The following is a 15,756-nucleotide window of genomic DNA, read 5'->3' as shown; positions in this document are numbered from 1 at the left end:
ATGACAAACGATAAAAACAAAGACCACGTTAGTCCCTTTGAAGGAACCGATGTGGTCCTTGATCGTTATCGTTCTTAGCTATACTGCAGTCTATCCTTGTACCAAACGTCCGGAATCATCTTACGCTCCAGTTCCAACAATTCATGGATGATCTTGTCTGCGTCACTGATGGAATTCACGAGCGGGTCAGTGAGCATCGCCCTTCTCAGCTTCTCGTAGCTCTGTTCCAGCACAGCTTCAACTGTAAGCTCATGCGTATCCAGTACAAGTTCTTGCATACCTCTAATTCCGCGTGGCATCTCGCCTACATGGAGTGGCTTCGCTCCATCCATATCTACATCGCACAGGAGTTCCAGAAACGAATCGTTATTCATATTGGTTACGGAGCCTTGATTGAGCGTATTGATGAAGAACTTTTTGCCCAAGTTACCGACCATATTCTCGATGATGTCAGTCGCATGATCTGGTCCGAAGGTGCTCATATAATCGGCAATCGGGATGTTCCCTGCAAGAAAGTCATCCACCTGACGCCACATTTCATCATGACGCTCATATCTGTCCTCTGTCTCCCAGATCGATAATGGCGGGATGGTGTCCGCAGTTTTGCCAAGACCCTGCCAATACCGAACGTATTCTTTTGTATGCGCTGTACAAGTGGGAATGATTCCGAAAATATCATATAGTTCATAGGTAATTGTATCGTTATACAGAGCCTTTGCGCCGCGATCACCTCCGTTATTTTCATCACCTGCCATCTTGCGCATGGCTTCTGCGATTGTGGGCATCACATTGTTTCCTTCATACTCGGCTTTGAGCAGCCAAGTGAAATGATTAACACCCGCGATACGAAAATCGAATTTCTGGTCTATTCCTGCGGTAAACTGGCTTGTATTTTCGATGATTCCGGCTCGTACGGCATAATAGGCTTTCTTATGCGGCATATGATGACTATCGCACAGCGCAAACGATTTAAGCTTCGGAGCATATAGATGTAATGCGATGCCATGAACGGTAGACGGGTTAATATAATTGATCACCCACGCATCTGGACACAGCTCCTCTATGTCTTTGGCGCATTCCATAATAACCGGCAGTTCCCGCATCGCGCGAAAGATCCCGCCCGGGCCAATCGTATCACCGGAACACATGCGAATCCCATACTTTAGAGAAACCTGGCAGTCGATGCCCCGATATTTCACCGATTCTTCCGCAAAGCTGAGTACAACGAAATCGGCTCCAGGAAGCACCTGTCTTCGGTCCACCGAGCCCTCAATCTTTAGGGATACGTTGTTCTCCTTGGCGACCATTTCCGCTAGTTTTACCATTTTTGAGAGCCGTTCCTCGTTCGTATCCACCAAAGCCAGCGTTCCCTGATTCAAATATGGGGAGTGTACCATCTGCCAGATGGACTGACGACCAAAAAACAGGCTACCCGCCCCAATAACAACTACCTTTGGATGTTGTGTACTTGTAGCATTCATCAATAACCCCTCCTCTTAACGATATAAGTTCATTATAGGTGAGTGAGCTGGAATCGGAATGTGTGATAGTTTTCAAAACATGTCATATCGTACGATAGTTAACAAGAGATAAATCCTTTGTTATGATAGTAAAATATAAAGGATGTCATAAAGTCGAGAGGATTAGGTTGGATTAGATGCACACAGGAACTGTAAATATGAGTATAATCGACGAACTTTCGGAGTATATCACACTTCGCATGAGCTCTTATTTGGAACAAACGCACGACAGTAATTGGACGGAGCACAAGGCTCATTCCGATTATGATCTGTGGTTCATTACAGCAGGCTCCGTCCAGATTACCATCGATGGAATCGAGCATATCGCAGGCCCGGGTGACGTGGTGTTTTTTTATCCGGATATGCCCTATATTGCTTCCACGACCGGAGAGATGTGCCGATTCGTATACATGCACTTTGATTTCAGCATCGCTGAGCAAAAGCGAATTCTCGGCGAGTTTCAGCTCCCGGGCATCGTACCTGGCAATCTGATTCAAGAGGAATCAACGCTATTCACCTCGTCCTATCGAAGATTCAAGCAGAGTGGCGGCGCTTCCGCCAGTCCACTTTATTTGAAAGCCTCTCTACTTCTCGTCATCGCCAAAATTTTAGAATTACACGGGCAAGGCCTGTATCACGGTGAGTTTCTGAAAGACCGAAAACCGAAGAAGATCGAAGGAAGTCTGGAAGTTCTGCAAAATGTCTTCCCATACGTGGATGCGAATCTGCATCGTGCCATCCGAGTTAACGAACTTGCAGACATTGCTGGCGTCTCTGAGAAATATTTTATTTCTTTGTTCAAAAAAATTCTCGGTATTACACCGGGGCAGTATATCAATCAGATCAAAATGAACCGGGCCAGAGACTATCTGTACGAGAAAAAATATACGATCCAGCAAATTGCCGGATTTCTGGGTTATCCCGATCCCTTTACGTTCTCCAAAGCATTCAAAAAATTCTACAACGTGCCCCCTTCCAAATTTGAATAACATACCGCAGACAAACAAAGAGGCAACCGGTCGATCCGGCTGCCTCCGCACTTGATGAATCCTTGGTTATTCAGGGTTTAGTTTACGTACAGGTCCCTTCAGCGTCCCTCGTACTCAAAAGGAGCTTCAGTGGAATACATCTCATGGAAAAATCCTTTATACGGTATATCCTCTTCCAGACATTTAATGAGATACAACAGTTCTTCGTTAGCTTCCGGTTCTTCGCCAGCACGCTGCATTTCCTCAAATTGACCTAGAATATTCTCCAAGAGAGTGACTTGAATAAATAAAGGCAGCTTCTCCAGCATCGAATCTTCGATCTTGGTTTCGGAAGTATATCCAGCGAGGGCGGTTTGGAAATAGTCATCCATGAACTGTTTGCGTTTATCCGCATCCGGCTCAAATTGTATCCAGCCCATACCATGTGACCATAGATCAGCCAAATCATACATATACCAACCGAAGCATGAATTATCAAAATCATACACGGTGATCTCACCGGTATCAAAATCGATCGAGTAATTTCCATCGTTATAATCAAAATGGATCATGCCGAATGTCTCTTGGTTTGTATCCAAACCTTGTAAGGTATTCAGGAGCTCAACCATCTTCTCCTTAAGCAGAGGGAATGATTCAGGTACCAGGTTATCAATATATTCACCGCTGTAATTGTCAATCAAATGATGCCGGCGATGGACGGGAGTGTACCCTTTCGATAGTTGATGCATCCTGCCCAGAACTTTTCCGCTATTATAATAGTATTCGCTAAGTGGGACCCCTTCACGGTACTGATAATGGTTTTCTACCAGCAACTTCCCCTTGGCTTTTACAAACATACAGATAAAGAACGTATGCTCATTATAAGTGATCTCTTCTAACAGATGACCCTTTTTCGAGCTAACTACATTCGAGACACTTGCACCGTGCTCAAACAGATACCGGACATACTCCAGTTCGGCAATGTAATCTTCCCGCTTTCTGTCAGGCAAAAAAGACACCCGTAGAATTAGCGATTCACGCCCCTCTTGCTCGCAAGTGTAAACGACATTACGTCCACCCTCATGAGGCGGAATAAGCTGAATATTGTAACCCTCCAGATGAAACAACTCGGGTACCAGCGTCAGTACATGTGTATTGCTGATGTTAACAGCTTCGTTAAAATTAATAATAATCTCCTCCAGTAAACATTGTTTGGACGGTTTCCCGCAGTGCAATGTCCACAAAAGGAATCTCTGTAATGCAAATATCCTTCTGTGAACCTAAAGCAAAATCACCTTGTTAGACATTTAAAAACGCTCCTTTTTGTTCAGATGGTTACATCTTATCCTAATATTCCACATTTTACTAGCCAAATTTATAACTCAGCAGCCTCGTAATAGTACCGTATCAAAATGTCCTGATCGTAGTTGCCAAACCCTTTCCCGAACAACGTAAGTCCGCCTCGACCGGGCACCCCTTCTTCCGGTCTTAATCCAAACGTCCAGTAAGTGGATGAATCCAGCTCCAGATCATGGATACGCACATCTGAGATGCGCTGGCTATCCATAAACGTCCCTTCTCCGTTAATACGCAGCACCTTCAGTACACCATACTGGTTGACGTCCAATTTCCACCATAACGGTGTATGTTTGCCCTTCCGATCTCCAAAATCCCCTGGGCTTGTCCAGGTTCCGAGGTGATGACCATTAAGGGAAAAACGGATGTCAGAAGGCCAGTTTTCATTAACTTGGGGTGCTTCCGAACTGAGTTCGAGTGAAATTTCAATTTCCTGGAGATGCTGTTCTGTATTCAGATAATTGGGGATCTTATATTCCAGAAAACCTTGTGCAAACCAAAGAATACCTGCATTGACCCGATCCGGGTCCATAAAGCAGGCAGGCGTGTCGTACTGTCCAATCATCTGCGTAGTTGTCGCAATCCCGCAGGTCGGCCATGCTTCATAATCTGTATATTGACCTACCGGAATAGAGACTTCATGATAAGGAGCATCAACTGGTTCAGGGGAGAGATTGATAGTCATAAATTCTTGCAGAATAAAGCAGTATTTATACGTTCCACCGTTCTCACGCTTCATGCGGCTGCCTACGATGCCCGCTTTCTGCAATTTGCTCACATGTGTACTAACGATGGCTTTGCTCAGATACAGCTCTTTGGCAAGCGCATTGATATGCATTTCCCTGTTTTGCAATAATAAGCGAACGATATTTAAACGGGCCTCGCTGGCGAGCGCCTCATATATGATCAAGGATGTGGCATCCGTGCCAAGCATCATGAACTTCACTTCCCTATCTCTATAGAATCCATATATTATTGATTTAGAATTCGTTATTTAGCGAACCCTGCGAAATAAACTTGCTCAACATAATAGCATTATGATACACATTAGATAACAAATCAATCTGTTGATTTTGCTTTTATGCGAACTCATCTTGAAATAAAGTTTATTACACACCTAAAATTAATTCTATGGAGGTTTTCCCATTGCTTACATCCAAAATGCTTATCGATAAAGATTTTCAGATTGCTGAAGTAGATCCGCGTGTCTATGGTTCATTTATAGAACATCTGGGACGGGCCGTATACGGCGGAATTTATGATCCAGGTCATCCCACGGCAGATGCTCAAGGTTTCCGTCAGGATGCCATTGAAGCGATTAAAGCTTTGAATGTGCCAATTGTTCGTTATCCGGGCGGCAATTTCGTATCCGGTTACAATTGGGAGGACGGCGTTGGTCCGGTAGCGGAGCGTAAACGCAGACTTGAACTCGCTTGGTGGACGATTGAAACAAATGCGGTAGGAACAAACGAATTTGCAGATTGGGCCAAACTGGTTGGAACCGAAGTCATGATGGCTGTAAACCTGGGTACTCGCGGCATTGATGCGGCCAGAAACCTGATCGAATACTGCAACCACCCATCTGGCACATACTGGAGTGATCTGCGTATCTCTCACGGTTACAAGGACCCGCATAAATTCAAAACCTGGTGTCTAGGCAACGAAATGGACGGCCCTTGGCAGATTGGTGCAATGACTGCATATGAATATGGCCGTATTGCCAATGAGACCGCTAAAGCGATGAAATGGGTAGACCCGGAAATTGAGCTTGTGGCTTGCGGAAGTTCCAGCCGTGACATGAGTACATTTGCAGATTGGGAAGCAACCGTGCTGGATCTCACCTATGAAAATGTGGACTACTTGTCCCTGCATCAGTACTACAACAATAATAAAGACAACACGTATGACTTCCTGGCGACATCGCTGGATCTGGATCAATTTATTGATAGTGTGGCTTCGATCTGTGATTTTGTACAAGCCAAGAAACGCAGCAAAAAGAAATTAATGCTGTCTCTGGATGAATGGAATGTCTGGAAATCCATCGGCACAAGCCGTATGGAGGAACGGTGGCAGATTGCACCTCCAGAGTTTGAAGATGTGTATACACATGAAGATGCTCTAGCTGTGGGCTGTTACCTGATTACCATACTCAAGCATGCCGACCGTGTAAAAATGGCTTGTCTTGCTCAGTTGATTAACACCATTGCACCAATCATGACGGAAAATAACGGAGCAATCTGGTTCCAGACGACGTATTTCCCATTCATGCATGCATCCAACTTCGGTCGTGGTACGGTGTTGCGATCCATCACAACTTCACCTAAATATGATTCCAAAGACTTTACAGATGTGCCTTATCTCGAAGCGATCAGTGTGCATGATGAAGAGAACGGCACGATCACAATCTTTGCGGTGAACAGACATCTGGATGAGAAGTTGGAACTGAATGTGGATCTGCGCTCCTTCGGAGAAACGACATTTGTGGAGCATATTGTATTGGAGAACAACGACTTGAAAGCCACCAATACTAAAGAAAACCCACGTAACGTTGTTCCTCACAACGGCGGATATACAACGGTTGACGAGGGTAAAGTGCAAGCAGTCTTGAACAAAGCATCATGGAACGTGATTCGCCTCAAAACCAAACAGGCTTAATAAGAGCGGGATAGAGTTTTCTCCTACTCTGCAACATCAGCATTGTTTTTCGCACCGCGTGTAGCTCCCTGCGCGCGGTGCTTTTTGCTGTATGATGGCAAACGGCCCAACTACATAGTTCCAAAGTTAGAAGTGTGGCGCGTATTTGAAACCTCATTTTTTATTCCTCGCAACGAACGAATTTAACGAACACAGGGAGTCTTATTTAACCCGTTTCGGGCGAATTTTAATTCTAACGAACACAGGAGAAGCTATGCTGCAGAATCAGCCCCTTTTCCACACTATATCTTACACTTTGCAGCAAATAGAGTTTGTCATGTTCGTTAGAATTTTAATGGCTTGATATTGACCGGAATACGGTTTCTGAGGTTCGTAAGCGCTGAGCAAGCATGCGAAATCGAGCTGGTTCAAACCTCATATACAGCACAAGCAAATAAGCCACCCTCCGTTTGGCGTACGGAGAGCAGCTTGCAGTGAAGCATCTAGCGAAGAAGCTGAAACAGAACAGAGAAGAAGATAAGGAACAGAACAGATCAGAAAGAGATCAAATCACCCAACATACTAGCAATGCTTCCTTCCCAAATGCAACGAAGGTTGTGTTCTATTTCACGATTTTCATTTCAAGTATTATCCTTGTTGTGCTTCCTCTTCAACTTCGGTTTCAGCCTGAGCTGCTTGGCTTGCTGGAGTCATCAGCCCTTGAACTGCCCCCATAAATGGCTGAATCTGCTTAATCATGCCATACCCCATTTTAACCACAGGTGTAAACCGCTGGATCATGCCAAACAACCGCATACCCCCGCCTAACATACCTCCAATCGAGCCTGCACCGCCAAAGCCACCTAACAATGAGCCTAGCATAGGCATGAAAGAGGATACCTGGGCTTGCCTAGACGTTGAACGAGACATCGACCGGGATCGTACCTGCGACTTACGTGTGCTGTTCACCCGTTGACGGTTTCGGGAGGATGCTGTTTTTCTCGTAGCCCCTGCTTTAGGTTTGGTTTTGCGAGCACTGCCTTCAGATGAGGGTGCTGTGATTGCGGTCTGTGTAAGCTTTCCGCCCCCGGTAAGCACTACGCCTTCGCTGTTAACACCAGAGATGTACCCGACGTACGTCTCGCCATTATGAAGAGTCACGCAGACTGGGCGATCCTTGAGCCGTTTCACCCGGACGTGTATTTCATTGGTTTTAGCCATGGAATTCACCTCACTTGACTTGATCTACTTCAGTCTACGCAATGGGTGGACGACTTGCCTGTGCGAATAACACATCCGTGTGCCGAAAGCAGGAGGATTCTTACATGGCTCCTGTCTCAGATATGTTCAATATACATCTCATTCAAAATAAGACCCATACGATATGTGTGCTCTGCTAATTCAGATTTCACATATGATTCAATATCACTCTTTTCGATATTGTACAAGACCTCCATTTCTTTAGAAAAAAGAAGATGTCCCTCATTGATTTTCTGCTCCAACGAGGTTATCTGTTTGGGTTTCAGATCACCACCGAGCACCTGCTGAAGTGCTTGGACATATGTTTCAAGAGAACGGGCTCCGACAATTTTTATACCCTGGTTCTCTTCATTCACAATGATAATAGATGGGAAACCTCTAACTCCCAAACTAGCGACATTCTCAAAGTCTTCCTCTAATAACTCTTGTGCAGATTGCTCTGCAGCCGCCTCAACTATTTCTTTTCCATTCAAGCCCAGTTGATTGACGATATCCGTCAACACATCATCTTCTCCAATATTTCGATTAAATACAAACACGGCTTCACGCGCACGTCTTAAGAAGTCCTGCTCTTTACCAGGGTGTGTACTCTGAATGACCTTAAATACGCGAGATGGCGGATAGGAAGAAAGTATTGGATTATGGTGCCATAAGGAACCGTCGATGGGCATGCGTGAATGTTCACCCACTTCCTTCCAATGCGCTGCAACGTCCGAAGGTTTCTGAATCCCGTTAGCGCCATCCGAGAAACCATTCCAGTTAGCCAATAGCCCACCCATTTTGATTTGCAGCGTAAAATAATGGCCGTATTCCTCAATAAACCGATGAAGCACAGGCTCAAGCGCCCAGCAGTGAGAGCAGATCGGATCTGTTGCGTAATATAGAGTTATTCTTTTCTCAACGTGATTCAGATTGATTTCTTGCATCGCCTCTTCTTCGCTCACACCACATACGCCTGTTTCCAGATCACACATCATAGATTCGTTACTCACGTGTATCCCGCCTTTATATTGTCTTATGAATTGATTTTCTTGTATTAGTTTGATTATAATGTCTACAATCTTCTGAACAAGTACGATTCTTTTTCTGACTTAGTATCAAAAAGTATACTATTGGAGGGTATCAAGTGAAATACGAGTTTAATTTTGATCAGTTATGTCCAGCGACTTATGCATTTCAGGTCATTGGAGGCAAGTGGAATCTTCCGATCCTGGCAATCCTCAGTGAAAATGACTGTATACGTTACAATGAATTAAAAAGAAGACTGCCTGGCATTACCGGAACGATGTTAACGAACTGCTTGAAGGATTTGATTCATTCCGGCATCGTGCATCGGGAGCAATATAACGAGGTGCCACCGAGAGTGGAGTATTCACTCACAGAATCAGGCAAGGAATTGGTTCCTTTAATTGAATCCATGGTAATATGGGGTCAGAAAAATATGACAGCAGGCGTGAAGCAACAAGAACTATAACTCATGGCCTAGTGTAACTCCTTATCATAGATGTTCATTTTTGAATCGCTCTGTACACTTTGTTCAACGACAAAAAGGCTATTTCACTGGATCATCATGTCCTTTGAAATAGCCTTTCCTTTATAAATACAAGACGGCCGCTTGTTTACGACGTGTACACATCTAACTATTCAGGTCGTCATCTTCCTCATTTCCTAAATACATAACCGTTTTTTCTCCCTCAACCAATCTAATGATCTGCTTTCGTAATTTTGAAGGAAATAAAGGTAGTTCGTTTATATTTTTAATTTCGAGCCATTCATATTCCACTTGGTTTTCGTCACTTGGCAGAATAGAACTATCTTGGTCCATCAAACCTATGTACTCGCATAAAAAAACAAAATCTACACGATGAAGAGCTTCACCGTATACCCCTTCAATGACAAATTCCAGTGATAACGGTTCTACATCTATTCCGATTTCTTCCGCAACTTCACGCTTCACAGCATCCGTCAGCGTTTCGCCTGCATTCTGGCTCCCACCAGGCAGAATGTAGATGACTTCATCATTATCATCCTGCTTCATTGCAAGCATTCTCCCGTCTTTAATGATCAATGCTTTTGCAGAATTTCTAATCTTTCTCTCCATTGCTAATCCCCCATATATATCTGTATCATGTTGTTGAAGGTTGATTCCATTTAACCTCACGATCTCCATGAAGAATATTTTAACACATACATCTAAACAAATTCTGAACAATCAAATCAACTCACTCTTGGCGACCTCCATGAAAGCAGCCATAGACGGAGAGATCCATTTTTCCCGATGCCAGAGCATTTGCGCAGAAAAGGATACATCTGATAAATCCCACGGTAGTGCAACCACTTCCCCATCGCTCAACTCTTTCTTCAAAGCCATTTCAGGTAATAAAGCGATCCCTAGACCAGCCACAACACATTGTTTAATGGCTTCTACACTATGAAACTCCAGCTCTGTCAGAGCATCCACACCTTTCTTCGTTATGGATTGGTCAAAATGAGTACGATACGAACAGTTCTTTTCGGTCAGCAAAAAATGCTGTTTGTGGAAGTCATCAATGACCAACGCGGAACGCGATGCTAACATATGATCGGGAGAAACCACCATTTGAAAGGTCTCATCCTTTAATAACTCTGACTGAAGGTCTTTAGAATTCATAGGCTCATCCAATACAAAAACGACATCGGCATGCCCTTCTCTCAGACTCGATTTGAGCTCTTGCCCAGACAAGGGGCGGAACAATAACCGCACACCAGGATAGTCCGCTCGGAAGCGTTTGAACAAGGCTGGAAGAAGATATGCACACAGCACTTCGTCTGCTCCGATCACAACCGTTCCCGCCAATTCTCCGTGCTGACTAGATATGCACTTTGCTTCCTCTACATCGTTTAAAATCTTAGTGGCGTACGGCAGAAACTGTTGGCCAGCATCTGTTAACACAACCTTTTTGCCTAATCGATCCAGCAATTTCACCCCGAGCTCTTCTTCCAGCGATTTGATTTGCATGGTTATGGTAGACGGTACATAGCTCAATAATTCAGCAGTTTGACTAAAGCTGCAGGTCGATGCAAGTGTCCAAAAGGTTTTTAGCTGGCGTATTTCCATGAGTCAGGTACCTCCTAAGTTCAAAATAAATGAACGATATGTTCGATAACGTTTCGTTGAATTGATAATAGACGTAATGTAGAGTGAAATCAAGTTATTACTATTTTATAAGGAGAATCAATCTATGAACAATTATGAAACATATAACCTTGGAGATACATTACTTCAATCGGGACAACAGCTCCCTCAAGCCTTTATCGCTTACAAGACCTATGGAAACTTAAATGCGGCAAAGGACAATGTTATTGTTGTCCCAACATGGTTTGCTGGAATTCACACAGATAATGAATGGTTAATTGGAACGGACAAAGCACTGGACCCCAGTCGTTATTTTATCGTTGTGCCCAATATGTTGGGTAACGGGTTATCTTCCTCTCCAAGTAATACCCCTGCCCCATATGATAAGAACAACTTCCCTCTCATCTCCATGTATGACAATGTGCGTGCCCAACATCAACTCATCACTCAAAAATTCGGTATCTCCAAAATCAAACTTGTTGTGGGGTGGTCTCTGGGAGCCATGCAGGTTTATCAATGGGGAACCAGTTATCCTGAGATGGTTGAGCGTATTGCCCCCTTTGGCGGAACGGCAAAGAGCAGACCCCATACACAGTTGGTATTCGAAGCAATGATCGCGGCGTTACAGGCAGATTCGAATTATAAAAATGGTAGATATGAGCGCCCTCCGGTTGCCGGTCTCGCAGCGATGGGAAGAGCTTATGCTCCATGGGGGTTTTCGCAGGCGTACTATTTGGAGAAATTGTATCAATCTGAGGGGTACGACTCCTTGAAATCTTATGTAGAAGATTACTGGGATCAGGTATTTCTTCCCTTCGATGCTAACGACTTGATTACCATGTTGCGTACAGGAATCTATGGAGACATTAGCGATAATCCCGTAGATGACGGCAACTTCGAACAGGCGTTAAGCAAGATCACTTCTCCTGCACTCGTTATGCCAGGATCAAGTGACTTGTTTTTCACGCCAGAAGATAGTGCGTATGATGCTCAGCATATGCCAAACGTGGTGTATCAACCTATAGAGTCCAAGTGGGGACACTGCTTTGGAATCGGAGCAAACGAAGAGGATTCACTCGTTATCGATCATCATCTAAAGCAATTTTTGGAGTCATGAGTAAAAAAAGAAGGAGTACAAAGTAAAAAAAGTGCACAAAGCTCATTAATCTTTTCTCCGCTACAACTCAAAAGTAAAAAAAGATACCGGTTCTCGTCAATAACCTTTATATCCCGTTCCCCCTTTCTCGTTTAGAATATTTTCAAGTAAGCGTTATTGAAATATGACTGATAAGGGGGAAAAGAAATGAACAAGAAAACGAAAGCCTTAGTCTTGTCTGTGTGCATGTCAACCTTATTACTCGCAGCCTGTAGCAATGGAAGCGATGCCGATAAAGGTTCAACGACGGACACGGATTCCAACGAGGCTGGAACGACAACCATTCACACCGTAACATCAGAATACACTTCAGCAAAATATCCAAAGGGCGACGATATCACCAACAATGTATGGATTAAGCGATACAAAGAGAAGTTTAATATCAACGTCAAAACAGACTGGGTCAGCGATGAGTACGATACAAAACTCAATTTGGCTATCGCATCGAACGATCTTCCTGACGTATTCAGAGTTAATCCATCACAACTGAGACAGTTAGTCGAAGCAGATATGGTCATGGACCTTTCCGAGGTCTTTGATCAACACGCTTCAGATCGTCTCAAAGGTTACATGGAAGCAGATGCAGACAGTTACGAATCTGGAAAGAAGGACGGTAAGCTATACGGGATACCACAGATGCACTGGGGATTAATTGAACAACCAGACTTCATCTGGATTCGGAACGACTGGAAAGAAGAATTGGGAGTCCAAGATCCGAAATCTGTGGAAGACATCAAAAATATCGCACTAAAATTCATGGAGAAACACGGCGGTTATGGTATAGCGGTAGACCAATCGTTGGATTACCTCAACCTGCTGGCCATTGCATGGAATGCGCATCCGGATATGTGGATGGAGGATAGCACTGGAAAACTCGTGTACGGCTCCGTGCAGCCTGAGATGAAAAATGCGCTGGCTGAGTGGTCAGAATGGTACAAGCGAGGCATTATTGATCCGGAATTTGCAATCAAAGACTTTAATGCGATGAACGCGGATATTGTAGCCGGCAAAGTGGGAATGCAACCTTATTACCAATGGTGGGGTTATAATCCGGGTGTCGACACAGTATCCAATCTGGGTAAGGACGCCATCTTCTACCCTTATATCATCCCTACCGTTGATGGAAAAGAAGCCAAACAATCCATTTTCTTCGCAAACAACAATTATATCGTTATGAAAAAGGGATTTAAGAGCCCTGAAGAAGTGATCAAAATTTTGAACGACTACGCTTATATTGTGGACGAAGGCAATGGCAAGGAATCCACAGAAACGTTATCCGCCTTGCTGGACAACGATATTGCCCATGTTGTTGGAGCGTTCCGTGTACTTAATCCGAATTCCGATTACGAGCAATTTGAGGCGGTCTCCGCTGCCCTTCAATCCAAGGATACCAGTGGACTCACAACTTCGGGTATGTGGCAAAAATATAACAACAGTGTGGAATTCATCGAGAATGCAACCCCAGGAGCAGTTGGTGATTATTTGCAACAAGGGGCTCCAAAGAATGCGTATGGTCTTGCCAAGAAAGTACTGGACAGCGAGAACTATACAAAGACGGCCTTATGGGGTGTTACGCCAGAAATACTTTCAAGCTACGGAACAACCTTGGATGATATCCTGACCGAAGGCTTCACCAAGATCATTATGGGTAGCGAAAGTATCGATTATTTCGATGTTATTGTCCAGAATTGGCGTGCAGCCGGGGGCGATGACGCAACTCAGGCAGTTAATGAAGCCTACGGGAAGAAATAATCTCGTTTGTCACAAAGAGGGGATGAGGGTCATCCCTCCCCTTTATTTGATAGCGATTACATTTGGCGTACAAGGAACGGAGGAATATGTATGTTGAGAAAATGGAAGCAGCAGAGTCCTTACCATCTCATGTTGATTCCAAGCCTGGTCTTGGTCTTCATCTTTTGTTACATCCCTTTCTACGGACTTATTATTGCGTTTCAGAAGTACAATCCGGGCCTTGGCTTTAACTCGCCATGGGTAGGATGGGATAATTTTACCCACATATTTAATCAGCCGAACTTCGTAAGAACGATCTGGAATACATTGTACATGTCTGTCTTTAAGATTATCGGTGGTATAATCGTGCCCGTAATTTTTGCATTACTGCTTAACGAGGTACTACACAGTGGAATCAAACGTACATTTCAAACCCTTGTCTACATTCCGAACTTCCTCTCTTGGGTCATTATGGCTGGTATCATGCTGGATATCCTTAGCTCCGACGGCATTATCAATACATTTCTAAGTGTATTTGGGATTGCACCGATCTCCTTTCTTGGCACACCCTCTATTTTTCCTTGGACGATGATTGTGAGTGACATATGGAAAGGTTTCGGGTTTGGCACGGTTGTTTATTTGGCAGCCCTGACCAGTATTGATCCGGGACTTTACGAAGCCGCGGTGATCGACGGAGCGAAACGGTGGAAACAAACCATCTACATTACGTTGCCTCTACTCATGCCAACCATTGTTTTAATGACCGTACTTTCACTTGGGAACGTACTCAATGCTGGCTTTGACCAAATCTATAATCTCTACTCCCCTGTTGTCTATCAGACGGGTGATATTATTGATACCTATGTCTACCGTCTAGGAATTCAACAAGCACAGTATTCGATTGGTACCGCTGTTGGGTTATTTAAATCGATCATTTCCAGTGTTCTCGTTGCTGTATCGTACATCCTGGCTTACAGAGTGGCTGGCTATCGTATCTTCTAAGAAGGAGGAACTTACATTATGATCTATGATAAAAGTATGAGCAGACGTGTATTTCTTATCATAAACTACACCATATTGCTTCTAATCTCTCTCCTATGTATTCTACCGTTTATCAACCTGCTGGCTGTTTCATTCAGCAGCAGCGCAGCTGTATCTGCGGGGAGTGTTACGTTCTGGCCTGTGGAATTTACGACAAAAGCCTATGAATTTGCATTAACTGGAGGATCATTTTTCTCCTCTCTCTGGGTAGCCATTCAACGAACCGTTATCGGAACGGTGGTGAATCTGGTTCTGATCGTACTCACGGCTTATCCCCTCTCCAAATCCAAACAAAAATTGATGGGGCGTAATATCTATATGGGATTTTTCATAATAACCATGTTATTCAGTGGAGGTCTAATTCCAACCTATCTCGTGGTTGTCAAAATGGGACTAATCGATTCCATCTGGTCTCTGATCCTGCCTGGGGCCCTCCCCGTATTCAGTATGATTATCCTCATGAATTTCATTCGGGGGCTGCCCGAGGAGATTGAAGAATCAGCCATTATCGATGGTGCTGGGCCTGTACAGGTATTGCTTCGTATTCTACTCCCACTTCTCAAGCCCGCTCTCGCTACGGTTGGTTTGTTCAGTATCGTTGCCCACTGGAATTCGTGGTTCGATGGCATTATCTATATGAACAATCCAGCCAATTATCCATTACAAAGTTACCTCCAGACCCTCCTGCAAAGTTTTGAGCAAATCATGCTGAAATCTGGGTCAGATTATACGCAGCTGTTGTCCATGATGAACGCCAGAACGGGGCGCGCCGCTCAGATGTTCCTGGGTGCCATTCCGATTTTACTCGTGTACCCATTCTTGCAGAAATATTTCACCAAAGGTTTGGTGTTAGGTAGCGTCAAAGGGTGAACAAAAGGGCTTGTAGTTCATACTGCGAGCCCTTTGTTTATATCTAAACTTATTTTTTATGATCGCTGTACCGCATTATGAGATGCATAAATGAAAGCTTGTATG

The 15,756-nt window shown here is 44.2% G+C and carries 14 protein-coding genes; 7 read left to right on the top strand and 7 right to left on the bottom strand.

Annotated elements, in window-relative coordinates:
- Positions 1-74: 74 nt before the first annotated feature.
- Positions 75-1,481 carry a glycoside hydrolase family 4 gene (locus MHI52_RS15560; RefSeq protein ID WP_340982519.1) on the bottom strand — a complete coding sequence of 469 codons (1,407 nt, stop codon included), beginning with the start codon at positions 1,479-1,481 and terminating at the stop codon, positions 75-77.
- A gap of 176 nt (positions 1,482-1,657) precedes the next feature.
- Between MHI52_RS15560 and MHI52_RS15555 the strand changes: the two genes are divergently transcribed.
- Positions 1,658-2,509, top strand: coding sequence for an AraC family transcriptional regulator (locus MHI52_RS15555; RefSeq protein WP_127548602.1), 852 nt, complete (start codon positions 1,658-1,660; stop codon positions 2,507-2,509).
- 98 nt (positions 2,510-2,607) lie between these two features.
- Here the strand turns inward: MHI52_RS15555 and MHI52_RS15550 are convergent, their stop codons facing one another.
- Positions 2,608-3,732, bottom strand: coding sequence for a phosphotransferase enzyme family protein (locus MHI52_RS15550; RefSeq protein WP_255319837.1), 1,125 nt, complete (start codon positions 3,730-3,732; stop codon positions 2,608-2,610).
- 131 nt (positions 3,733-3,863) lie between these two features.
- Complete coding sequence (locus tag MHI52_RS15545) at positions 3,864-4,781, bottom strand: transcriptional regulator (protein ID WP_076253086.1); 918 nt, start codon at positions 4,779-4,781, stop codon at positions 3,864-3,866.
- Between the two features lie 224 nt (positions 4,782-5,005).
- Between MHI52_RS15545 and MHI52_RS15540 the strand changes: the two genes are divergently transcribed.
- Complete coding sequence (locus MHI52_RS15540; protein ID WP_405144663.1) at positions 5,006-6,499, top strand: alpha-N-arabinofuranosidase; 1,494 nt, start codon at positions 5,006-5,008, stop codon at positions 6,497-6,499.
- A 627-nt stretch (positions 6,500-7,126) separates the two neighbouring features.
- On the opposite strand, the gene MHI52_RS15535 is transcribed toward MHI52_RS15540, so the two are convergent.
- Positions 7,127-7,699 carry a hypothetical protein gene (locus tag MHI52_RS15535; RefSeq protein WP_076317870.1) on the bottom strand — a complete coding sequence of 191 codons (573 nt, stop codon included), beginning with the start codon at positions 7,697-7,699 and terminating at the stop codon, positions 7,127-7,129.
- A 116-nt stretch (positions 7,700-7,815) separates the two neighbouring features.
- Positions 7,816-8,730 (bottom strand): DsbA family protein, encoded by a 915-nt coding sequence (locus tag MHI52_RS15530; protein WP_405159341.1) that lies wholly within the window; start codon positions 8,728-8,730, stop codon positions 7,816-7,818.
- A gap of 134 nt (positions 8,731-8,864) precedes the next feature.
- On the opposite strand from MHI52_RS15530, the gene MHI52_RS15525 reads away from it, so the two are divergent.
- Positions 8,865-9,212: a helix-turn-helix domain-containing protein gene (locus MHI52_RS15525; RefSeq protein ID WP_076210744.1), complete on the top strand. Its 348-nt coding sequence runs from the start codon at positions 8,865-8,867 to the stop codon at positions 9,210-9,212.
- A gap of 162 nt (positions 9,213-9,374) precedes the next feature.
- Here MHI52_RS15525 and MHI52_RS15520 read toward each other — a convergent pair whose 3' ends face one another.
- Positions 9,375-9,839 (bottom strand): NUDIX domain-containing protein, encoded by a 465-nt coding sequence (locus MHI52_RS15520; protein WP_165980276.1) that lies wholly within the window; start codon positions 9,837-9,839, stop codon positions 9,375-9,377.
- Between the two features lie 111 nt (positions 9,840-9,950).
- Positions 9,951-10,835, bottom strand: a complete 885-nt coding sequence (locus MHI52_RS15515) for a LysR family transcriptional regulator (RefSeq protein WP_405159340.1) — start codon at positions 10,833-10,835, stop codon at positions 9,951-9,953.
- Between the two features lie 124 nt (positions 10,836-10,959).
- On the opposite strand from MHI52_RS15515, the gene MHI52_RS15510 reads away from it, so the two are divergent.
- The 4 genes from MHI52_RS15510 to MHI52_RS15495 all read left to right on the top strand — a co-directional run bounded on the left by MHI52_RS15510 (position 10,960) and on the right by MHI52_RS15495 (position 15,651).
- Positions 10,960-11,970: an alpha/beta fold hydrolase gene (locus tag MHI52_RS15510; protein ID WP_405159339.1), complete on the top strand. Its 1,011-nt coding sequence runs from the start codon at positions 10,960-10,962 to the stop codon at positions 11,968-11,970.
- Positions 11,971-12,156: 186 nt separating this feature from the next.
- Positions 12,157-13,761, top strand: a complete 1,605-nt coding sequence (locus MHI52_RS15505; protein ID WP_405159338.1) for a hypothetical protein — start codon at positions 12,157-12,159, stop codon at positions 13,759-13,761.
- A gap of 90 nt (positions 13,762-13,851) precedes the next feature.
- The gene (locus tag MHI52_RS15500) at positions 13,852-14,742 is read left to right on the top strand and encodes a sugar ABC transporter permease (protein WP_036615758.1); all 891 of its coding nucleotides are present in this window, start codon (positions 13,852-13,854) and stop codon (positions 14,740-14,742) included.
- Positions 14,743-14,760: 18 nt separating this feature from the next.
- Positions 14,761-15,651 (top strand): carbohydrate ABC transporter permease, encoded by an 891-nt coding sequence (locus MHI52_RS15495; protein WP_047842997.1) that lies wholly within the window; start codon positions 14,761-14,763, stop codon positions 15,649-15,651.
- The last annotated feature ends 105 nt before the right edge of the window (positions 15,652-15,756 follow it).

Source organism: Paenibacillus sp. FSL H8-0283, assembly GCF_045040675.1.
GTDB lineage: Bacteria > Bacillota > Bacilli > Paenibacillales > Paenibacillaceae > Paenibacillus > Paenibacillus amylolyticus.
The sequence above is the reverse complement of the archived record's forward strand: the minus strand, read 5'-3'. Positions and strand labels throughout refer to the sequence as shown.